Below are 20,339 nucleotides of genomic sequence, written 5' to 3'. Positions count from 1 at the left end.
GGCCGCCGACCCGGGCGGCGATCAGGCGGTCGAACGGATCGGCGAGCCGATCGGCGCGCAAGCCCGATTCCGCCGCCGCACGGGCGAAGGCGGCGAGCGCCGGTTGCGCCGGCGCGGCACCGCCGAGCGCGGCGAGCACCGCGTCGCGCCACCATTTGAGACGCATGTCGGCGAGCAAGGGCTCGCGCGCGGCCCGCGCCACGCGCGCGATTTCGGCGTTCACCGCCAGCAGCGCGATCACGCGCGCGCGGGCGGACGGCGGCGCGAATTGCGCCGCCAAATAACGGTCGCGGTCGTCGGAACGCGCGAGCGCGGCGCAATAGGCGAAATCCGAATCGGTCGGTTCTGTCGCTGGCGTCGTCATCGGCTTCGTGCCCGAAGCTATCACGCGAAACCGCCCGCGCCGGCGCGGCGGGGCACAACACGATTTGCGCCTCCAGCCGGCACGTTTATATTGGGAATCACGAACGTCGGTTCACGCCCGCCCGCCAATACCCGGACGGGCATTCGGGTTTTTCCAGGCCAGCAACGGAGGGATCATGGCAAGCATTCTGCTCAATCTACGCAACACGATCATCGCGGGTTTCGTGCTGACGATCCTGATGATCGTCATTGTCGTCGGCGCGACCAAGCAGGGCGCCCCCGGCGACTACGCGTGGTGGACGTTCTTGTTCCGCTGGCTGCACGTGCTGTCGGGCGTGATGTGGATCGGCCTGCTGTGGTACTTCAACTTCGTGCAGACGCCGAGCATGCCGAAGATCCCCGACGAGCAGAAGCCGGCGATCAGCAAGGTGATCGCGCCCGCCGCGCTGTTCTGGTTCCGCTGGGCGGCGATGGGGACCATCGTCACCGGCCTGATCCTCGCCGGGATGAACGGCTACCTGGTCGACGCCCTCACGCTCGGCGCCGCCAGCGGCTTCGCCGTGCCGAAGAGCATCGCCATCGGCATCGGCATGTGGCTCGGCACCATCATGTGGTTCAACGTCTGGTTCATCATCTGGCCCAACCAGCAGAAGGCGCTGGGCATGGTCCAGGTCGACGCCGACGCCAAGGCCAAGGCCGCGCGCATGGCCGGGCTCACCTCGCGCTTCAACACCATGCTGTCGATCCCGATGCTCTACGCCATGGTGTCGGCGCAGAATATCTACTGAGCAACGTATCAGACTAATGAAAAGCCCGGCCGCGAGGCCGGGCTTTTTGTTTAAGGTATGATGAGATAAAGCGGATGACGTAATCGCCCGAGATGCCCCCCACCCCAACCCTCCCCCGCAAGGGGGGAGGGGGATTTTTGCGAATCCCCCTATTCTTCTTTGGGAGGAATTTCTCCAACCGGCCGGAACGACCCAAGTTGTCTTCGCGCGAAAACTCGGCTGGACCCCGGCGCGCTTGAACGAATTCATCAAGGGCAAGCGGGGGGTCACGGCGGACGCCGCGTTGGACCTCGCCCAGGCGCTTGGTACTTCGGCGAAGCTCTGGATGAATCTGCAGGCGACCTACGACCTCGATCAGGCGATGAAGCGTCGCAAGGCTGCTTAAATCGGCGGGCTTGTTCAAGCGACCGCAATCAGCGCGGCGGCAACGGGGCGGCCTTCGGCCAGCAACACATTGAAGGTGCGGCAGGCGGCCCCGGTATCCATCCATTCGAGCGCGGGCCCGCGCGCCCGAATCGCGGCGCGCAACGCGACGGGCGCGGGCAGAAACCGCGGCCCGCAGCCGATGACCAGGATTTCGGCCGGTGCCGGCGCCTCGAACAGAGGCGCGAGCGCCGCCTCGGTCACGTCGGCGACCGCCGCGGCCCTCCAGACAAAGGTCCGTTCGGGGAACACGATCACGGAGCCCGTGTAACGCGCGCCGGCGATCACGAACCCGCCGTCGCCGTAGGCCTCGATCACCTGCCGGCCGGACGGCACGAGCGGGGTGATGTCGAGGCTCATCGGCCGAGGTCACGGCGCCTTCGGCGCCGTCTCCTTCGCGGGCGCGTCATGCGCGCCGCGATCGATGTTCATATAAAGCAGCATCGGCAGCGCGACGCAGATGGTCGAAAAGCTGCCGACGATCACGCCCCACAGCAGCGCGAAGCTGAAATCGCGGATCACCGGACCGCCGAAGGCGAACAGGGCGAGCACGGTCAGGAACACGGTGCCCGAGGTGTTGATGGTGCGCGACAGCGTCTCGTTGATGCTGCGGTCGAACAACTCGGGCAGCGGCATGGTCTTGAACTTGCGCAGGTTCTCGCGCACCCGGTCGAGGATCACCACCGTGTCGTTGATCGAATAGCCGGCGATGGTGAGCAGCGCCGCCACCGTCGACAAGTTGAATTCGAGTCCGGAGAGCGAGAACACCCCGATGGTCGAAATCACGTCGTGGAACAGCGCGGCGATGGCGGCCGCGCCCCATTTCCATTCGAACCGGAACCAGATGTAGACCAGGATGCCGCCGAGCGAGACGATCACGGCGACGATGCTCTCGCGCAGCAGTTCGGCGCCGACCTTGGGCCCCACCGTCTCGACCCGGCGGTATTCGACGCCGGGACCGAGGATGGCCTTGACCTTCTCCACCGCCGCGCTTTGCGCCTTTTCGTCGCCCTCCTGGCGGGGCAGCCGGATCAGCACCTCGTTCGGGCCGCCGAAACCCTGGATCTCGGTGCCGCCGAGGTTGAGCGAATCGACCTTGGCGCGGGTCGCCGCCACGTCGACCGGCCCCTGGAATCGCGCTTCGATCATGATGCCGCCGGTGAAATCGATGCCGTAGTTGAGCCCGCGCGTCGCCATCAGCGCCACGGTCGCCAGCATCAAAAATCCGGAAATCGCGAAAAAATAGAATCGCAGCCGGATGAACGGAAAACGGGTGTCGGGGGGAATCCAGATGATGCCGCGGAACATGATGACCGTCCCTTCCCGTCAGATCGGCAACAACTTGGGCCGCGCGAGCCGGAGCCAGCCCACCGTCATCAGCCGCGCGACCGAAATGGCCGTGAACATGGAGGTCACGATGCCGAGCGAGAGCGTCACCGCGAAACCGCGGATCGGACCCGAACCGAGGAAGTAGAGCACCGCCGCCGCGATCAGGGTGGTGAGATTGGAGTCGATGATGGTGGTCATGGCGCGCGCGTAGCCCGCGTCCATGGCCGACAACGGCGGCCGGCCGAGGCGCGTTTCCTCGCGCATGCGCTCGTAGATCAGCACGTTGGCGTCGACCGCCATGCCGACGGTCAGCACGATGCCGGCGATGCCGGGCAGCGTCAGCGTCGCCTGCAGCACCGACATGGCGCCGAGGATCAATATCAAATTGAGAACCAGGGCGATGTTGGCGACGACCCCGAACAGGCCGTAGGCCAGGATCATGAATCCCATCACCATCGCCGTGCCGATGACGGCGGCGATGCTGCCGGCCTCGATCGAATCGGCGCCGAGGCCGGGCCCGACCGTGCGCTCCTCGAGGATGGTGAGCGGCGCCGGAAGCGCGCCCGCGCGCAGCAGCAGCGCGAGGTCGCGCGCGCCCTGGATGGTGAAGCCGCCGCTGATCTGACCCGATCCACCCAAGATCGGCTCGCGAATGACCGGCGCGCTGATGACCTTGCCGTCGAGCACGATGGCGAACGGCTTGCCGACGTTCTTGCCGGTCACGTCGCCGAAGCGCTTGGCGCCGTTCGAATCGAACCGGAAACTGACAACCGCCTCGCCGGTGCGCTGATCGAAGGTCGGCTGCGAGTCGATCAGGGTGTCGCCGCTGACCATGACGCGCTTTTGGATCAAATAGTGACTCGGGCGGCCGCCGGCGCGGTCGGCCTCGGCTCCGGGCAGCAGTTGCGAGCCCGCCGGCACGCGGCCCGCGAGCGCGTCCTCGACGCTGCCGCGCTCGTCGAGCAGGTGGAAGGTCATCTTGGCGGTGCGCCCCAGCAGCCGCTTCATCCGTTCCGGATCGTCCAGGCCCGGCAGCTGCACGACGATGCGGTCCTCGCCCTGGCGCTGGATCGACGGCTCGCGCACGCCGGTTTCGTCGATGCGGCGGCGCACGATTTCGATCGACTGGTCGACGGTGGCGAGCTTGCGCTGGCGCAGCGCCTCGGGCTTCAGGGTCATGACGATGCGGCCGCCCTCGCCCGCCGTCGTCGCGAAATCGTTATCCAGCTTGCGCACCAGCTCGCGCGCCTTTTCGGCCTCGGCGGCGTTGCGCACGACGAACGAAACGCCGTCGGCGGTGGCGCCGAGGCGCTCGTACTGGATGCGCTCCTTGCGCAGCTCGCCGCGCACCGTATCGACCAGCGATTCCATGCGCTCGCGGATGACGGTCGCGAAATCGACCTCGAGCAGCAGGTGCGAGCCGCCCTGCAGGTCGAGGCCGAGGACGAACGTGTTCTTCGGCAGCCACTTGGGCAGCGCCGCGAGCGTCGCCGGCGCGAGAAAACTCGGCACCGCCGCCAGGCAGCCCAGGATCAACGTCGCCAGGATAACGATGACTTTCCAACGGGGAATATTGACCATCGCCCGCGCGCTCCCGCGGCGGCGGCCTTGGCGGCCGCCGTCCGTTCAGTTCCCTTTGCCGCCGAAAAGCTTGGAGAGGATGGAACCGCCGCCTTGTCCCGGGCCCGTTCCGCCCGCGCCGCCCGGGGGCGGGTTCTGGTTGGCGGGCTCGGGATGGGTCAGCACCGCCGCCAGCGTCTGGCGCTGGACGCGCACGCGCACCCCTTCGGCGATTTCGACCTGGAGTTCGTGGTCGTCGACGATCTTGGTCACGGTACCGAGAATGCCGCCGCCGGTCACCACCTTGTCGCCGCGGCGGACCGCCGACAGCATTTCGCGATGCTGCTTCATCTTCTTCTGCTGCGGTCGGATGAGCAGGAAATAAAAGACGACGAAGATGAGAACGAGCGGCAGCAACGCCTCGAGTCCGCCGCCGCCAATGCCGCCGCCGGCCGCCTGCGCATACGCGGGTGATATCAGCATCGAAAACTCCCTCGTTGAACGGACTGCGGACTATACCGACCGGTCCCCAGGATGCAAATGCAAAGCCGCCGCCCAGCCCCCGACCCGGAACCGGGAGGTCCTTGGAAAAGCGGGCGCTTCGCGCTACCGTCCGGGCCTGCTCCCGGGAACGAAGCCGTCCATGAGCGACATCGAACTCCTGCCGCTGCTCCGGCGCATCGCCGAAGCCCTCGAGCGCCGCGCGCCGCCCAAGCCGCGGTCCGCCGCGCTGACCGAGGCCGACGCCTTCGTCTGGCACGCCGAGGGCGAACGGCTGGAAAGCGTCGCGCGGGTCAACCGGGTCGAACTGCAGCTGCTCAGGGGAATCGACCGCCAGGCGGCGCTGCTGCTCGACAACACCCGCCGCTTCGCCCAGGGGCTGCCGGCCAACAACGCGCTCCTGTGGGGCGCGCGCGGCACCGGCAAAAGCTCGCTGATCAAGGCGGTCCACGCCCAGGTCAACGACGAGAAAAAGGGCGCGCTGGCGCTGGTCGAGATTCATCGCGAGGAAATCCCGTCGCTCCCCGCCCTGCTCGCGCGCCTGCGCGACGAGACGCGGCGCTGCATCCTCTTTTGCGACGACCTGTCGTTCGATTCGGGCGATGCGTCCTACAAGTCGCTCAAGGCCGTGCTCGAAGGCGGCATCGAGGGCCGCCCGGACAACGTGATTTTTTACGCCACCTCCAACCGCCGCCACCTGATGCCGCGCGACATGATCGAGAACGAACGCTCGACCGCCATCAACCCGGCCGAGGCGGTCGAAGAGAAAGTGTCGCTGTCCGACCGCTTCGGACTATGGCTCGGCTTCCACGTCTGCGACCAGGACACCTATCTCGCCATCGTGCGCGGGTACGCCGAGCGCTACGGCCTCGAGGCCAAGGGACTCGATCTCGATCGCGAGGCGAACGAATGGGCGGTAACGCGCGGCAGCCGCTCCGGCCGTGTCGCGTGGCAGTTCATCCAGGATCTCGCCGGCCGCCTCGGCAAGAAGCTAGGCTGAATCTTTCTTCCTTTGGGCGTAATTGAGTACGCCTTCCAGGATCGCCGCGAACGCCGCGTCCAGGCGCCGCTGCCCGTCCGCGTCGCCGGGCGCGATACCGTAGAATTCGCCGCCGAGCCGCCCGCGCGCGGCCAGATGATCGGCGGCGGCGGCCAGCACCGCCATCACCGCCTCGATGTCGACCTTGGCCGGCACCTTGTGGCGGCGGAACAGGCGGAGGGTGACGTCGCGGCGCCATTCGGCGCGCAGGGCGTCGAGCCGCGCGCCGAGGGCGTTCTTCTCGCTCATGTCCCAGGCGATGGCTTCGAGCGTGGCGGGTCGGCGCCGGAGCGCCGCGATGTAGCCCCGGATCAGGACGGCGAGCGCGGGCGCGAGACCGCTATCGGACCCCGCCTCGGGCGCGGCGGACATGGCTTCCGCGACCGTGGGCCAGAGATCGGCCTTGGCCGCGAACGCGGCGAGCAGGCCGTCGAGCCCGCCGAAATAGCGGTAGATCAGAACCTTGTCGACGCCGGACCGGGCGGCGATGGCGTTGATCCCGATGCGGCGCGAGCCGCCCGGCTCGGCCAGGATCGCGCCGACGGCGGCGAGAATCTTTTCTTCGGTACGGGCGCGATCGCGGGCCATGGTCCCTCGTGTCACCCTCGGGTGACCGTAGAGAGCCGATCCGCCGCCGTCAATCGCGCCCGGCGCGCGGATGATTTACTGGCCGAAGGCCTGGCGAATGAAGGCGATGGCGTCCGCCGTCGACTTTTCGCGCGTGGCGGACTGGAAGCCCTGGGTATAGCCCTTGCTGTTCCGCAAGCAGGCCCCCCATTCCTCCGGGTTGAAGGGCCGCTCGCCTCCCTTGTCGAAAAATCCGGGACCTCCTTGCCCGATCAGCCAAAGCGGACACTTCGACGGCGAAGCATGGTTCGGAAAGAAACGCGTCGAGGAGAAGTAGGGGTCGGTCCACGAATGCGGCGCGTCGGGATAGATAACGATCCGGACCGGCGCCGGGTGCCCCTGGGCCTTAAGGTAGTCGTAATAGGCTTGAGCCTTGGCGACGGGCCCGCAGTCGTCGGCGCCGCCGAGCTGCTCGAGGATCGGCGCGCCGGTGAAGGCGTTGGGCGCCGGGCGCACCGCCCAGAGATGGCACGGATAAACGGCGACGTGGGCGGCGAAGCGAAGATCGTCGGCGACGAAGGCCTTGCGCAAGGATTCGAACGCAAGGGCGCGGGTCAACTCGCCGCCCGCCGAGTAGCCGGTCACGGCGATGCGCCTGGCGTCGATGCGCGGATGGGCGGCGAGCGCCTTCAGCGCGCCGAACGCGTCGGCGACCAGCGAGCCCCACATTCTCGCCATGCCCCCGGTCGGTGCGTCCCGGACGCCGCGCGGCTCAAACGATTCGTAGGTCAGAGTCGCGAAACCCGCCTTGCGGTATTGGTCGGCGTGCCAGCCTTCATTGCTCTCGCGGTAGCCGCCGACGGTATGCAGCAGAACCACCGCCGGAAAGCGCTCCTTCGTCTCCGAAGGAAATTTGAGGTCGCCCTTGATCTCCATCGGCTCGCCCGCTTCGCCGCGCGCCGCCTCGCCCATGTTCTTGAGGTTGCGCGACTTGATCGTGAGCTTTTCGTCCGCCGCCGCGGAACCGACGGCGAGCATGAGCGAAAGCGCGGCGAGCGCCGCGACGATAGGCGCGATGTTCATTTAGCCCCCCTGAACGAACGTTTTGTGACGCTTGAATTTTACGCGAAAAGTCAGCTTTTCTCCAGATACGGCTGGGGATCGACGGCGCGGCGGCCCTGGCGCACCTCGAAGTGCAATTGCGGCGACGGCACGCCGCCGGTGGTGCCGACCCGCGCCACGATCTGTCCGCGCGATACCGTATCGCCGCGCTTGACCAGAATCTCGTCGGCGTGGGCGTACGCGGTAACCAGGCCGTTCGCGTGCCGGATCAGAAGCAGGTTGCCGAACCCGCGCAACTCGTTGCCGGCATAGGCGACGGTGCCGGATTCGGCGGCGCGGATGGGCGCGCCCTTGGGCGCGGCGATGTTGATGCCGTCGTTGCGCAAGCCCTTTTCCTTCGCGCCGTAACCGGAGATCACCCGCCCGCGCACCGGCCAGGCGAGGCGCCCCGATCCGCCGACGGCGGCATCGACGGTTTTGTCGGGCGCGCGCGCGGGTGACGCGGCTTGCGGCGGATCCGGCGCGGGCGACGCCGGCGATGGCGCGACGGACTCGGGCGGCGCCAAGGGTTCCACCGTCGGCGCGCGGAGGCCTTCGATCGGCGGCCGCTCCGCCGCCGGGGCGGAGCCGGGGCGCGGCGCGAGCGACGCGACGCGCGCGTTCGGGATCACCAGCTTTTCGCCGATCTTGAGCGTATACGGCGGGCGCACGCCGTTGACGCGCGCCAATTCGTAAGGATCGCCGCCGTAGCGGGCGGCGATGGTGTGGATGGTTTCGCCGGCGCGGACTTCGTGTTCGGTCCCGCTCGGGATCGTCAATCTCTGGCCGACGAGGAGCCGGTAGGGCGGCTTCAGGTTGTTGGCCTCGATGATCGCGCGCGGCGGCACCTTGTGGCGCCGGGCCAGGCCGAACACGGTTTCCCCGGCCTGGACGGTGATCGCCGGGCCGTCGGCCACGACAATGCGCGGCAGCGCCCGGGCGGCCGGCGTGGACGACGGCGCGTGTCCGGGCGGCGGCCATTCCGCCCACCCGCACCCCGCGAGCCCCGCCACGGCAATCATCACAGCCAAGCGTTTCATGGCGCCGATTATCGACAGGGATGGTTATCCATCAACTAACGGCCGGCTCGCCCACCAGCGGCACGAACTTGACCGGCCCCAGGTCCTCGGTTTCCGCGCCGCGATCGGTGCGGCGGACGCGCACCAGGTGCTGCATCGGGTCGTCCGCGCCGATCGGCACGATCATGACGCCGCCCGGGGCGAGCTGATCGACCAGCACCGGCGGCACGTCGGCCGCCGCCGCGGTGACCAGGATGCGCTGGAACGGCGCCTGCTCCCGCCAGCCGAGGCTGCCGTCCCCGGTGCGGGCGGTGACGTTGGTGAGGCGGAGCGCCGCGAGGCGCCGCTCCGCCTCGCGCCGCAATTCGCCGTGACGCTCGATGGTGTAGACCCGGCGCGCGAGCCGGGCCAGCACCGCCGTCTGGTAGCCCGAGCCGGTGCCGATTTCGAGCACCTTCATGCGGTCGGTCAATTCGAGCGCCTGGGTCATCAGGCCGACCACCAACGGCTGGCTGATGGTCTGCTCGAAGCCGATCGGCAAGGCGACGTTGTCGTAAGCCCTGGCGCGGAACGCCGGCGGGACGAAGCTCTCGCGCGGGATTTCCGCGATCGCGTCGAGCACCGCCTTGGCGGTGACGCCGCCCGCGCGCAGTTCCGCGATCAACGCCGCAGGCACCCGGGCCTTGCGCGGTTCGCCGGCCATCACATCACCCGGCGCAAGGCGGCGAGGGTCGGCCGGTGCGTCAAGTCGAGGGTCAGCGGGGTCACCGCGATCGACCCCTTCTCGACCGCGTCGAGATCGGTGCCGGGCGGAACCGGCTGATCCTCGCGCGCGCCGCCGATCCACCAATAGGGAATCCCGCGCGGATCGACCCCGCGCACCGGATCGCTGCCGCCTTCGCATTGCGCCTGCGGCACCACCGCGATGCCCTTGACCGAGGACGCCATCACGTCGGGAAAATTGACGTTGATCAGCACGTTGAGCGGCCAGCGCGCGCGCAGGACCCGCTCGATCACGCCGCGCAGCCAATGCTCGGCCGTCGCCCACTTGACCTTGTGCCGGTCGTCGCACACCTGGCTCAGCGCGATCGCCGGCAGGCCGAGCAGCGCGGCCTCCATCGCCGCGGCGATGGTGCCGGAATAGGTGATGTCGTCGGCGATATTGCCGCCGCGGTTGACGCCCGAGACGACGAGGTCGGGCGGCGTTTCGCGCATCAGCTCGCGCGCCGCCAGCAGCACGCAGTCGGTCGGCGTGCCGTTGACCGCGTAGCGCCGGGCGCCGAGACGGCGGACGCGCAACGGCCGGCGCAGCGTGAGCGAATGGGCGACCGCGCTCTGCTCGCTTTCCGGCGCGACCACCCACACCTCGCGCGCGCAGCCGGCGAGCACCTTGGCCAGCATGCGGATGCCCGGCGAATGGACGCCGTCGTCGTTGGTGACCAGCACGCGCGCCTTGGCGAGCGGGAGCGGCGCGTGGCGGCGGGAATGGACCGGAACGTGCCGCGCTTTTCCGGGACTGGGCCGCGCGCGCGCCATGTCAACGCTTCGCCGCGGCGATGACGTCGAACCCGCCCATATAGGGGCGCAACGCCTCGGGCACCCGCACGCCGCCGTCTTCTTGCTGATAATTCTCCAGCACCGCCACCAGCGCGCGCCCGACCGCGATGCCGGAGCCGTTGAGGGTATGGACGAAGCGGGTGCCCTTTTCGCCGGCCGACTTGAACCGGGCCTTCATCCGCCGCGCCTGGAAATCGCCGCAGTTGGAGCAACTCGAAATTTCCCGGTAACGCCCCTGGCCGGGCAACCACACTTCGATGTCGTAGGTCTTGCGCGCGGCAAAGCCCATGTCGCCGGTGCACAGCACGATGGTGCGGAACGGCAGGTTGAGGCGCTTGAGGATTTCCTCGGCGCAGCCGGTCATGCGCTCGTGCTCGGCCTCGGAATGGTCGGGATGCGCGATCGACACCAGCTCGACCTTGGTGAACTGGTGCTGGCGCAGCATGCCGCGCGTGTCCTTGCCCGCCGCGCCGGCCTCGGAACGGAAACACCAGGTCATCGCCGTCATGCGCATGGGCAACTGCGCCTCGTCGAGGATTTCGCCCGCGACCAGGTTGGTGAGCGGCACCTCGGCGGTCGGGATCAGCCACATCCCGTTTTCGGTGCGGAACAAGTCGGTGCCGAACTTGGGCAGGTTGCCGGTGCCGAACGCCGCCGCGTCGTTGACCAGCGCCGGAGGGTTGACCTCGGTGTAGCCGAATTCGGACGTGTGCACGTCGAGCATGAAGGCGGCGAGCGCGCGTTCGAGCCGCGCCAGCGCGCCCTTCAGCACGACGAAGCGCGAGCCGGAGATTTTCGCCGCGCGCTCGAAATCCATCAGTCCGAGGCCCTCGCCGATGTCGAAGTGCTCGCGCGGCTTGAACGGGAACTTGGTCGGCTGGCCGAAGCGCCGGACTTCCTGGTTGTAGTCGGCGTTGCCGCCGTCAGGAACGTCGGCGGCGGGCACGTTGGGCATCAGCGCGAGCCGGGCGTCGAGATCGGCCTGCAGGCGCTCGGCCTCGGCCTGAAGCCCGGCCTCGGTTTCCTTGTCGTGGGCGACCTCGTCGAGCAGGTCGTCGGCGTTCTCGCCGCGCGCCTTGCGGGCGCCGATCTCCTTGGCGAGCCGGTTGCGCTTGGCCTGGGTCTCCTGGGCGCGGGTCAGCGCCTTGCGCCGCGTTTCGTCCAGCGCGATCAGCTCCGCCGATTGGGGGGGCAAACCGCGCCGCTTGAGGGCGGCGTCGAAGGCACCGGGATTTTCGCGAATCCACTTGATGTCGAACATGGCGAAACCTTATAGGCCGTGGCGCCCGGTTTCGTCCATGCGGACCAAACCGCAAGTCCGCTCAGGGCGTCCGAGCGAGATCCTTGGACGCCGATTCCCCGCCTGCGCCGCCCGATTCGCCCTCGGCATCGGTTTCGTCCTCGTCTTCCTCGTCGCCGCCGCGCGCGCGTTCCATCAATCGCACCGACAGGATCGAGATTTCGTAAAGCAGCATGATCGGCACCGCGAGGCCGATCTGGCTGATCGGATCGGGCGGGGTCAGGATCGCGGCGGCGACGAACGCCAGCACGATGGCGTAGCGGCGCTTTTCGCGCAGCCCCTTGGAGCCGATCATGCCGAAACGGGCCATGAGGGTGAGCAGCACCGGCAATTCGAAGCTGAGGCCGAAGGCGAAGATCAGCTGCATCACCAGCGACAGGTATTCGTTGACCTTGGCTTCGAGTTGGATCGGCAGGTGGCCGTTGGCGGCCGGGGCCTCGAAGCTGAGGAAGAACGTCCAGGCCATCGGGAACACGAAGTAATAGGCAAGCGCCGCGCCGAGGAGGAACAGCACCGGCGTCGCGACCAGGAACGGCAGCAGGACCCGCTTTTCGTTCTTGTAAAGTCCGGGAGCGATGAACAGCCACATCTGGCCGGCGACGTAGGGAAACGACACGCAGAAGGCGGCGAAGAACGCGACCTTGAGGTAGGTGAAGAACGCCTCGTGCAGCGCGGTGTAGATCAGGCGCCGGTTGAGGTTGAGCTTGTCGAAGACGTCGGCGAGCGGCTGGACCAGGAAATCGTAGATATCGGCGGCGAAGTAGTAGGAGGCGAAGAACGCGACCACGAAGGCGACGGACGAACGCAGAAGCCGCTGCCGAAGCTCGATCAGGTGATCGAGCAAGGGCATCTTCTTGTCGTCGGCGGCTTCGGTCTCGACCGGCTCGGCCACGGCGCCCTACCCCGTTCCGGTCGGCTTGGCGGCGGGCAAATCATTTTGCCGCGAGGATTCGCTCGCGGCGGGCGTCGGGGGCGGCTCGGCCGGTACGGCGGACGAGGATGCGGCGGGCGCGGCGGGTGTGGTCGAACCCGCCGAGGATTCATGGGTCAGCGCGCGCGCGGACGCATCGAGCGATTTCTCGATCCCGCTCAGATCAAGGTCCTTGGCCAACTCGCCGGTCGGATCGACCACTTTGGCGATTTCGGATTTGGCGTCGGTCGACTCCAGGCTTTGGATTTGCTTGCGGACGTCCTGCAGGTCCGCCTCGCGCACCACTTCGTCGATGCCTTGCTGGAATTCGCGGGCGAGCGCGCGCGCCTTGGCCGCCCAACGGCTGACGGCGCGAATGGCGGCCGGCATGTCCTTCGGCCCGATTACCAGCAGGGCGACGACGCCGATGACCAGAAGTTCCTGCCAGCCGATGTCGAACATCGCAAATCGGCGCCTACAATGGCGTCAGGTCAATGACGTCGGTCGGGGCGTCAGGTGGGGCGCGTGTTCCCCGACGTGGACGGCGCGGCGCCGGTGCCCGTCTGCGCCGGTTGCTGCGGCGGGGTCGTGGTTGTCGTCGTGCCCGGTTGGGCCTGGACGTCGATCGTCTTTTTCGCTTCGGTCCCTTCGGCGGTGGCCTCGCCTTCCTCGCCCTCCTTGAGATTCTTCTTGAAGGACTTCAGGCCGCGGCCGAAGTCGCCCATGAGCTTGGAGATCTTGCCGCCGCCGCCGAACAGGATCAGCACGACCGCGAGAACGATCAGCCAATGCCAAATGCTGAAGGTACCCATGAAACCACCCGCCAACTCATTGTAAACCCAGGATAAGCCGCCCGGACGCCGGGCGGCACCGTCGATAATGGCAGAAAGGAAGGGGTGCCGCAACGCGCCCGCGCGGAACGCGGTTATGACTTAGATCGCTCGGAAACCCCGTGGGCGCAAGCGCTCGGCGTTATTCTTTCCCGGCCGCGCCGTCCTCGGGGTCGAGCGGTTCGGGCGTTTCGTCCTCGGCCGGGGCGGGCTCGGTATCGACCAGTTCGTCCTCGTGCGCGAGTTCGCCGCGCGCGCGATAGGCATTGAGCGCCGGGCGCGCATCGAGCAGCCCCGCCGCCGCCAGTTCTTCCATGCCGGGCAGGTCCTTGGTGCTTTCGAGCCCGAAGTGGTCGAGAAACGCGTCGGTCGTCAACCACGTCACCGGACGGCCCGGCACCTCGCGCCGGGGGCCCGGCTTGATCCAGCCGCGCTCGAACAGCCAGTCGAGCGTGCCCTTGGAAATCTGCACGCCGCGAATTTCCTCGATCTCGGCGCGCGTCACCGGCTGGTGGTAGGCGACGATGGCGAGCGTTTCGACCGCCGCGCGCGAGGGCTTGCGCGAAACCTCGACCTCGACCTTGAGGCGCGCGCCGAGATCGGGCGCCGTGCGGAACGCCCATGCCTTGCCCACCGGCACCAGATGAACGCCGCGGCCGGCGTAATGCTCCCGCAATTCCTCGAGGATCGTTTTCAGCTTCACCCCTTCGGGCAGATAGCGCGCGAGCGCGCGCTCGCCGACCGGATCGGCGGACGCGAACAGAAGCGCCTCGATCACGCGCGCGTGGTCGAGGGTCGCGGCCGAATCCGGGCTCGCGGATTCCGGCGGCGCCTCGGTTGTCGGGTTGGGGCGCGAATCGTCGGACGTATCCGGCGCGACAGTCATATCGTGGCCGTCGTCGGGAATAGTCATGATCGGGGCGTCTCCGTCGAATCGTCGGGCGAGGCGTCGGGCGATCCGTTCGGCGGCGAGGGATCGGCCGTGCGCATGAAAATCGGACCGTAGGCGGAATCCTGGCGGATGCGGATCAATCCTTGGCGCGCGAGTTCGAGGCTCGCGGTGAACGTGGACGACACCGCCGAGCGCCACACCAGCGCGCCGCGGACGTTGCGCGGCAGATACCGCCACAGCACTTCCCAATCGGGCACGTGGCCGACGACGCCGCGCAGGCGTTCGAGCGCGTCCTCGACCGTGAAAATCTCGAACGCCTCGATGTGCAGCACGCCCTTGCCGCCGGTGCGGCGCGCGTCGCCGTAGGCCTTGAGCATTTCGTACAGCGAGAGGTCGATCACCGTGCGCAAGAACGGCGCGATCGGTTCCGGCGCGCCGCGCGCGTAGAACCCGTGGCCGAGCCGGGGCCGCGCCATCAGGCGGGCGCCGGCCTCGCGCATGGCCTCGAGCCGGCGCAACTGGAAGGCGAGCGCGGCGGCCATTTCCTCGCCGCTCGGCTCCTCGCCGCTTGCTTCCTTCGGCAGCAGCAGCTTGGATTTCAAGTAGGCGAGCCACGCCGCCATCACCAGATAGTCGGCGGCCAGTTCGAGGTCGCGCCGACGCGCCTCGGCGACGAAGGCCAGGTACTGGTCGGCGAGCGCCAGGATCGAAATCTGGGCGAGATCGACCTTCTGCTCGCGCGCCAGCATGAGCAGGAGGTCGATCGGACCCTCGAAGCCTTCGAGCGAGACGACGAACGCCCCCTCGCCGCTCGGCGCCTCGACCCGTGGCGCGTCCTCGAAGTCGGAAACCTGCATGAATCCCCGTTCCTCGGCGTTCGTCAGCGCACGCCGGCGAGCGCGAACGCGATTTCCACAAGATACCCCGCGGGCGCGCCCACCAGCCACCAGAATAGATTGAGGTCGATCCCGATCGCGCGGCCGAGCCACGGCAGCAGAAAAAGAGCGCCTAGAATCAGGAGAATACCGTGGCGCTCCAGGCGCGCCAGCGCGCGCGCGGGCTCGGGCGGCAGCACGCCGACCGCGATCCGCCCGCCATCAAGCGGTGGAATCGGGAGCAGGTTGAACAGCATCAGCACCGCGTTGATCCAGGCCGAATTGACCAGGTTGTGGGCGGCCCATTCCGCTCCCGCTCCCCACCCCGCCGGCGGAATCGCCGTCAGCGCTTTGAGCCCGACGGCGGACGCCGCCAGCAGCAGCAGGTTAGCGAGCGGCCCGGCCGCCGCCACCAGCACCATGTCCCGGCGCGGCCGGTGCAGGCGGGCGAAGTTCACCGGCACCGGCTTGGCGTAGCCGAACATCAACCGCCCGCCCGAAGCGAACAGCAGCAGCGCGGGCAGGATCACGGTGCCGAACGCATCGACGTGGCGGAGCGGATTGAAGCTGACCCGCCCGAGCCGCAGCGCCGTGTCGTCGCCGAGCCGCCAGGCGACAAAGCCGTGCGCGGCCTCGTGCAGGGTGATGGCGAACAGCACCGGCAGCGCCCACACCGATACCTGGAAGGCGATCCGGCCGAGATCGAAGGCGGGAAGATCGAACATTATTACGATTTATATCCCATCTCGTCCGCCGCAAGTCCGAAAAAGAGCTTTGCGGCGGCACCCGCCCCGTGCATGGAATCGGGCATGGGCGAAACGGGCGGGAAAAAATTTTCGGGTACGATTGTCGTCACCGGAGCCAGCCGGGGCATCGGCGCGGCCGTCGCCCGGCTCGCCGCCGCGCGCGGTTACGCGGTCGCGGTCAACTACACGAAGGACGCCAGCGGCGCCGACGCGGTCGTCGCCGCTATCGCCCGCGCCGGCGGCCGGGCACGCGCGGTCTGCGCCAATGTGACGGTCGAGGCGGACGTCGCCCGCCTGTTCGACGAAGCCCAGCGCCTGGGTCCGCTTGCGGCGCTCGTCAACAATGCCGGGATCGCGGGCACCCTCGGCCGGCTGGAGGACGCGCCGGTCGCGGAAATCCGGGCGGTGTTCGAGGTCAATGCCCTCGGCGCGTTTCTCTGCGCGCGCGAAGCGGTGCGGCGCCTCTCCACCCGCCGGGGCGGCGCGGGCGGCGCCATCGTCAACGTCTCCTCGCGCGCGGCGGAACTGGGCGGCGCGGGCGAATGGATTCATTACGCCGCGTCCAAGGGCGCGCTCGATACCCTGACCGTCGGCCTCGCGCGCGAGGTCGCGGCCGACGGCATCCGCGTCAACACGGTGGCGCCGGGCCTGATCGCGACCGGACTGCACGCCGCTTCCGGCGCGCCCGACCGGCTCGAACGGATGGCGCCCGCGATCCCGATGAAACGCGCGGGCACGCCCGAGGAAGTGGCCGAGGCCGTGCTGTGGCTGCTGTCGCCCGCGGCGTCCTACGTCACCGGCGCGATCCTGCCGGTTTCGGGCGGGCGCTAAGAGATCAACGCGCCGAGGCGCGCGCGCCCCTCGGCGGCGTCGAAGGGCGCGAGGCTCTTGCGGCGCAACGCTTCGGCGCGCGCAAGGCGATTCTGCGCCGCGTTGTTGAGCGAACCGACGCCGCCCATGACCACCTTCATTTCCGCCAGATCGCCCGAGCAATGAAGGACCACGTCGCAGCCCGCCGCCAGGCACGCCGCGGCGCGGGTTCCGAAATCGCCTTCCAGCGCGCTCATGCCGAGGTCGTCGGACACCAGCACGCCGCGGAAACCGATCCGTTGGCGGATGGTCCGTTCGACCACGGCGGGCGATTGGGTCGCCGGGCGCGCGGGATCGAGCGCGGCATACAGCACGTGCGCGGTCATCGCCCACGGCGCGTCCTTGAGCGCCGCGAACGGGACGAAATCGCTCGCCTCCAGCTCGGCCATCGAGGCGTCCACTTTCGGCAGTTCCTTGTGACTGTCGGCGAAGGCGCGGCCGTGGCCGGGAATGTGCTTGACCACCGGGGTCACGCCGCCCGCGAGCAATCCTTCCATCGCCGCGCGCCCGAGCGCGGCGACCGCCTGCGGGGCGCGCGCGAACGCGCGGTCGCCGATCACGTCGTGGGCGCCTTCCACCGGCACGTCGAGCACCGGCGCGCAATCGACCGTGATGCCGAGCGCGGCGAGGTCGTCCGCGATCAGGCGGTGATTCAAACGCACCGCTTCGAGCCCCTTGGCCGCGTCGCGCGCGTGGAGCGCGCCGAAGCGGGCGGCGGGCGGTGCGACACGCCAATGGGGCGCCGCCAGCCGTTGCACCCGGCCGCCTTCCTGGTCGATCAGCACCGGCGCGTCGGCGCGGCCGACGCACTCGCGCAACGCCGCCACCAGCGCGCGCACCTGGGCGGGATCGGCGATGTTGCGCGCGAACAGGATGAAGCCGAGCGGATCGGCGTCGCGGAAAAATTTCTTTTCGTCCGGCGTCACGCCGTGGCCGGAGCTTCCGAAAATGACGGCGCGGGGTGCCGGCACGGCTCTATCCTTCCGCCTTGACCACCAGGCAGCCGACCTTGCGCTTGGCGAGGTCGGCGCAGCGGTTCTTGGCCTGGGCTTCGTCGGCGAACGGCCCCGCGCGCAACCGCCAGAACACGCCCTTGTCGCCGAGGTCGGCCTTGATCACGAACAGCTTGAGGCCCTGCAGCGCGTCCGAGTGCTGGCGCTGGAGCCGCGCCCACTCGGCGGCGGCGCGGTCTTCCTCGCGCACCGCCGCGATCTGAATGAGATAACCGGACGCGGGCGGTATGTTGGCGGCAACACGGGACGGCGGCGGCGCGGCGGGAGCGGCCGCAGGCGACGGTGTGGTGGGAAGCGCGGGTGCGGGAGCGGCGCTTTCCGTCGGAGCTTGCGGCGCGGTTTCCTCGGCGGTCGGCGGCGAATCTTCGGGCTCCGGCTCGCGCAACGCTTGCGTCGGTTCGCGTGACGGCGCGGTCGTCGGTGCGAGCATGATCGACGGCGGCGCCGGCGGGCGGGCGGCCCGGACCTGGGCTTCGGTCGGCACGCGCGGCAGGCGTTCCGTCACCTGCGGCGCCGGCCCCGCGTCCCTGGGCGGCGCGATCGGCTTTTCGGCCGGCGGCAACAGGCGCTCGACGCGCGTTTCGCCTTCCTTCCCTTGCAGGCGCTCGTAGACCAGCTTGTCGCGGTCGGGCACCTCCATGCCGCCGGGATCGCGCGGGCGCGATTTGAACGGCGTGGTGTCGGCGCGCACGATCGGCACGCCGTCGTTGCTGCTCTTGGCGAACATCGCGGTTACCCGCTTGCCGTGCAGCAGCCAGCCCCAGGCGCCTCCGGCGACCAGAACCACGGCGAGAACCAACAGCAGCAGAAACCGGCCCCATCGTCGGGGGCGGCGCGGCTCGCTTTCGTCCATCCGATCGTCGTAGTCCGCGGGGCGCTCCGCCCTCATCAACGCATTTCCTCCACCGGCGCGACGCCGAGCACGTCGAGGCCCGAGGCGACGACAAAGCCCACCGCCTGCACCAGCGCGAGCCGCGCCAGCGTCTGCTCCGGCGCGTCCGGCCTGATGAAGCGCAGCGAGGCGTCGTCCTTGCCCCGGTTCCACAGGTTGTGGAACTCGGCCGCCAAATCATAAAGGAAATAAGCGATGCGATGCGGCTCGTGCGCCTCGGCCGCGCTTTCGACCGCGCGCGGCCAGCCCGCCATGCGCCGCATCAGCGCGATTTCGCCCGAATCGGCGAGGCGCGCGAAATCGGCGCGCGCGAGCGATTCGGGAACGACCGCGTCCGCCCCCAACGCCTCGGCGGCATGGCGCAGCACCGAACGGACGCGGGCGTGCGCGTACTGGACGTAGAACACCGGATTGTCCTTGGTCTGTTCCAGCACGCGGGCGAAGTCGAAATCGAGATGGGCGTCGTTCTTGCGCGTCAACATAATGAAGCGGAACACGTCCTTGCCGGCGCGTTCCACCACCTCGCGCAGCGTGACGAAGGTACCGGCGCGCTTCGACATCTTTATCGGCTCGCCCGCGTCCATCAGATTGACCATCTGGCAGAGCTTGACGTCGAGCGCGCCCTCGCCCCCGGTCAGCGCCTTGACCGAGGCCTGCACGCGCTTGACGTAGCCGCCGTGGTCCGCGCCCCACACGTCGATCATGGTGCGGAAGCCGCGCCGGTGCTTGTCGAGGTGATAGGCGACGTCGGTCGCGAAGTAGGTCCACGAGCCGTCGGACTTCCTGAGCGGGCGATCGACGTCGTCGCCGAATTGCGTGGAGCGGAAGAGCGTCTGCGGCCGGGGCTCCCAATCTTCCGGCAGCTTGCCCTTGGGCGGTTCCAGGACGCCGGTATAGATCAGGCCGCGCTGGTCGAGAAAGCGGAGCGCTTCGTCGACGCCGCCTTGGCTGATCAACTCGCGCTCCGAGCGGAACACGTCGAAGGCGACGCCGAGCAGGGCGAGATCGGCGCGGATCAGGTCCATCATCGCCGCCACCGCAAACGCGCGGCAGGGTTCCAGCCATTCGGATTCGGGCACGCCCAGCCACCGCCGGCCGTCCCGTTCGGCCAAGGCGCGCGCGGGTTCGATCAGATAGTCGCCGGGGTAGAGCCCTTCCGGCATCGGGCCGGGATCGTCGCCGAGGGTCTCGCGATAGCGCCAGTGGAGCGAGCGGGCCAACGCCTCGACCTGGGCGCCGGCGTCGTTGATCCAGTATTCGCGCGTCACCTTGTAGCCCGCCTTGGCCAGCAGGCGCGCGAGCGCGTCGCCGACCACCGCGCCGCGCCCGTGGCCGACGTGCATCGGCCCGGTCGGGTTGGCGGAGACGAATTCGACCAGCACCGGCTCGCCGCCGCCGGCGAAGGAATCGCCGTACGATCGCCCGGCGCGCAGGATTTCGCCGAGACGCGCGCGCCAGAAATCGTCGGAAAGGCGCAGATTGACGAAGCCGGGCCCGGCGATTTCGACCGCGGCGACGCCCGCGCGGCCGCGCAGGCCGTCGGCCAACATGTCGGCGATGGCGCGCGGCTTGAGGCCGGCATCCTTGGCCAGCAGCAGCGCCGCGTTGGTGGCGACGTCGCCGTGCGCGGCCTCGCGCGGCGGCTCGACCGCGACGCGGCGTTCGCGCGCCGTCTCGGGCAGGCGGCCGTCGGCGACCAGGCGGGCGAGAACGTCGGCGATCTCGCCTTCGAAATGGCGGAACAGGTTCATAACGCCCCCCCAC

24 protein-coding genes are annotated in these 20,339 nt (G+C 68.9%); 4 read left to right on the top strand and 20 right to left on the bottom strand.

From position 1 onward, the window contains the following. Positions 1-364: phytoene/squalene synthase family protein (locus FJ311_08720; GenBank protein MBM3951521.1), on the bottom strand; the 364-nt coding region annotated here is incomplete at its 3' end. A gap of 175 nt (positions 365-539) precedes the next feature. Here FJ311_08720 and FJ311_08715 point away from each other — a divergent pair. Together FJ311_08715 and FJ311_08710 are read left to right on the top strand one after the other, a co-directional pair. Continuing rightward, entirely contained in the window at positions 540-1,151 is a 612-nt protein-coding gene (locus tag FJ311_08715) for a hypothetical protein (protein ID MBM3951520.1), read from the top strand. Between the two features lie 133 nt (positions 1,152-1,284). Further along, entirely contained in the window at positions 1,285-1,536 is a 252-nt protein-coding gene (locus FJ311_08710; protein ID MBM3951519.1) for a HigA family addiction module antidote protein, read from the top strand. Positions 1,537-1,550: 14 nt separating this feature from the next. Here FJ311_08710 and FJ311_08705 read toward each other — a convergent pair whose 3' ends face one another. From FJ311_08705 to yajC, 4 genes are read right to left on the bottom strand one after another with little or no spacing between them, the layout of a single operon-like run. After that, on the bottom strand, positions 1,551-1,934 hold the full coding sequence (locus FJ311_08705) for a hypothetical protein (protein MBM3951518.1): 384 nt from the start codon (positions 1,932-1,934) through the stop codon (positions 1,551-1,553). 9 nt (positions 1,935-1,943) lie between these two features. Next, entirely contained in the window at positions 1,944-2,882 is a 939-nt protein-coding gene (gene secF, locus FJ311_08700) for a protein translocase subunit SecF (protein ID MBM3951517.1), read from the bottom strand. 18 nt (positions 2,883-2,900) lie between these two features. Then, on the bottom strand, positions 2,901-4,484 hold the full coding sequence (secD, locus tag FJ311_08695; protein ID MBM3951516.1) for a protein translocase subunit SecD: 1,584 nt from the start codon (positions 4,482-4,484) through the stop codon (positions 2,901-2,903). Positions 4,485-4,529: 45 nt separating this feature from the next. Continuing rightward, positions 4,530-4,946: a preprotein translocase subunit YajC gene (gene yajC / locus FJ311_08690; protein ID MBM3951515.1), complete on the bottom strand. Its 417-nt coding sequence runs from the start codon at positions 4,944-4,946 to the stop codon at positions 4,530-4,532. A 160-nt stretch (positions 4,947-5,106) separates the two neighbouring features. Here yajC and FJ311_08685 point away from each other — a divergent pair, with 160 nt between their 5' ends. Further along, positions 5,107-5,964 (top strand): ATP-binding protein, encoded by an 858-nt coding sequence (locus FJ311_08685; GenBank protein ID MBM3951514.1) that lies wholly within the window; start codon positions 5,107-5,109, stop codon positions 5,962-5,964. On the opposite strand, the gene FJ311_08680 is transcribed toward FJ311_08685, so the two are convergent. From FJ311_08680 to FJ311_08625, 12 genes are all read right to left on the bottom strand, one after another. Next, on the bottom strand, positions 5,956-6,591 hold the full coding sequence (locus FJ311_08680) for a helix-turn-helix transcriptional regulator (protein ID MBM3951513.1): 636 nt from the start codon (positions 6,589-6,591) through the stop codon (positions 5,956-5,958). The genes FJ311_08685 and FJ311_08680 overlap by 9 nt on opposite strands. Positions 6,592-6,666: 75 nt before the next feature. Continuing rightward, complete coding sequence (locus FJ311_08675; protein MBM3951512.1) at positions 6,667-7,653, bottom strand: hypothetical protein; 987 nt, start codon at positions 7,651-7,653, stop codon at positions 6,667-6,669. Positions 7,654-7,703: 50 nt separating this feature from the next. Further along, positions 7,704-8,693: a LysM peptidoglycan-binding domain-containing M23 family metallopeptidase gene (locus tag FJ311_08670; protein MBM3951511.1), complete on the bottom strand. Its 990-nt coding sequence runs from the start codon at positions 8,691-8,693 to the stop codon at positions 7,704-7,706. A 49-nt stretch (positions 8,694-8,742) separates the two neighbouring features. Further along, on the bottom strand, positions 8,743-9,393 hold the full coding sequence (locus FJ311_08665; protein MBM3951510.1) for a protein-L-isoaspartate(D-aspartate) O-methyltransferase: 651 nt from the start codon (positions 9,391-9,393) through the stop codon (positions 8,743-8,745). After that, positions 9,393-10,226 carry a 5'/3'-nucleotidase SurE gene (gene surE, locus FJ311_08660; protein ID MBM3951509.1) on the bottom strand — a complete coding sequence of 278 codons (834 nt, stop codon included), beginning with the start codon at positions 10,224-10,226 and terminating at the stop codon, positions 9,393-9,395. The genes FJ311_08665 and surE overlap by 1 nt, the downstream gene beginning before the upstream one ends. A gap of 1 nt (position 10,227) precedes the next feature. Next, positions 10,228-11,508, bottom strand: a complete 1,281-nt coding sequence (gene serS / locus FJ311_08655; GenBank protein MBM3951508.1) for a serine--tRNA ligase — start codon at positions 11,506-11,508, stop codon at positions 10,228-10,230. A 61-nt stretch (positions 11,509-11,569) separates the two neighbouring features. Continuing rightward, on the bottom strand, positions 11,570-12,397 hold the full coding sequence (gene tatC / locus FJ311_08650; GenBank protein MBM3951507.1) for a twin-arginine translocase subunit TatC: 828 nt from the start codon (positions 12,395-12,397) through the stop codon (positions 11,570-11,572). A gap of 48 nt (positions 12,398-12,445) precedes the next feature. Next, positions 12,446-12,919, bottom strand: a complete 474-nt coding sequence (gene tatB / locus FJ311_08645) for a twin-arginine translocase subunit TatB (protein MBM3951506.1) — start codon at positions 12,917-12,919, stop codon at positions 12,446-12,448. A 50-nt stretch (positions 12,920-12,969) separates the two neighbouring features. Further along, positions 12,970-13,269 (bottom strand): twin-arginine translocase TatA/TatE family subunit, encoded by a 300-nt coding sequence (locus FJ311_08640; protein ID MBM3951505.1) that lies wholly within the window; start codon positions 13,267-13,269, stop codon positions 12,970-12,972. Positions 13,270-13,429: 160 nt separating this feature from the next. Then, the gene (gene scpB / locus FJ311_08635) at positions 13,430-14,173 is read right to left on the bottom strand and encodes an SMC-Scp complex subunit ScpB (protein ID MBM3951504.1); all 744 of its coding nucleotides are present in this window, start codon (positions 14,171-14,173) and stop codon (positions 13,430-13,432) included. Positions 14,174-14,196: 23 nt separating this feature from the next. After that, a complete protein-coding gene (locus tag FJ311_08630; protein ID MBM3951503.1) occupies positions 14,197-15,036 on the bottom strand; it encodes a segregation/condensation protein A in 840 nt (279 codons plus the stop codon). A gap of 23 nt (positions 15,037-15,059) precedes the next feature. Next, entirely contained in the window at positions 15,060-15,779 is a 720-nt protein-coding gene (locus tag FJ311_08625) for a site-2 protease family protein (GenBank protein ID MBM3951502.1), read from the bottom strand. 84 nt (positions 15,780-15,863) lie between these two features. Here FJ311_08625 and FJ311_08620 point away from each other — a divergent pair, with 84 nt between their 5' ends. Next, complete coding sequence (locus FJ311_08620; protein ID MBM3951501.1) at positions 15,864-16,631, top strand: SDR family oxidoreductase; 768 nt, start codon at positions 15,864-15,866, stop codon at positions 16,629-16,631. Here the strand turns inward: FJ311_08620 and nagZ are convergent. The 3 genes from nagZ to FJ311_08605 are packed head-to-tail and all read right to left on the bottom strand — an operon-like array spanning position 16,628 to position 20,326. Beyond that, positions 16,628-17,641, bottom strand: a complete 1,014-nt coding sequence (gene nagZ, locus FJ311_08615; protein MBM3951500.1) for a beta-N-acetylhexosaminidase — start codon at positions 17,639-17,641, stop codon at positions 16,628-16,630. The two genes, FJ311_08620 and nagZ, sit on opposite strands and share 4 nt — an antisense overlap. A 4-nt stretch (positions 17,642-17,645) precedes the next feature. Continuing rightward, entirely contained in the window at positions 17,646-18,572 is a 927-nt protein-coding gene (locus FJ311_08610) for a hypothetical protein (protein ID MBM3951499.1), read from the bottom strand. Next, positions 18,572-20,326: an arginine--tRNA ligase gene (locus tag FJ311_08605; GenBank protein MBM3951498.1), complete on the bottom strand. Its 1,755-nt coding sequence runs from the start codon at positions 20,324-20,326 to the stop codon at positions 18,572-18,574. The genes FJ311_08610 and FJ311_08605 overlap by 1 nt, the downstream gene beginning before the upstream one ends. Positions 20,327-20,339: the final 13 nt, after the last annotated feature.

Source organism: Rhodospirillales bacterium (assembly GCA_016872535.1).
GTDB lineage: Bacteria > Pseudomonadota > Alphaproteobacteria > Rhodospirillales > 2-12-FULL-67-15 > 2-12-FULL-67-15.
The sequence above is the reverse complement of the archived record's forward strand: the minus strand, read 5'-3'. Positions and strand labels throughout refer to the sequence as shown.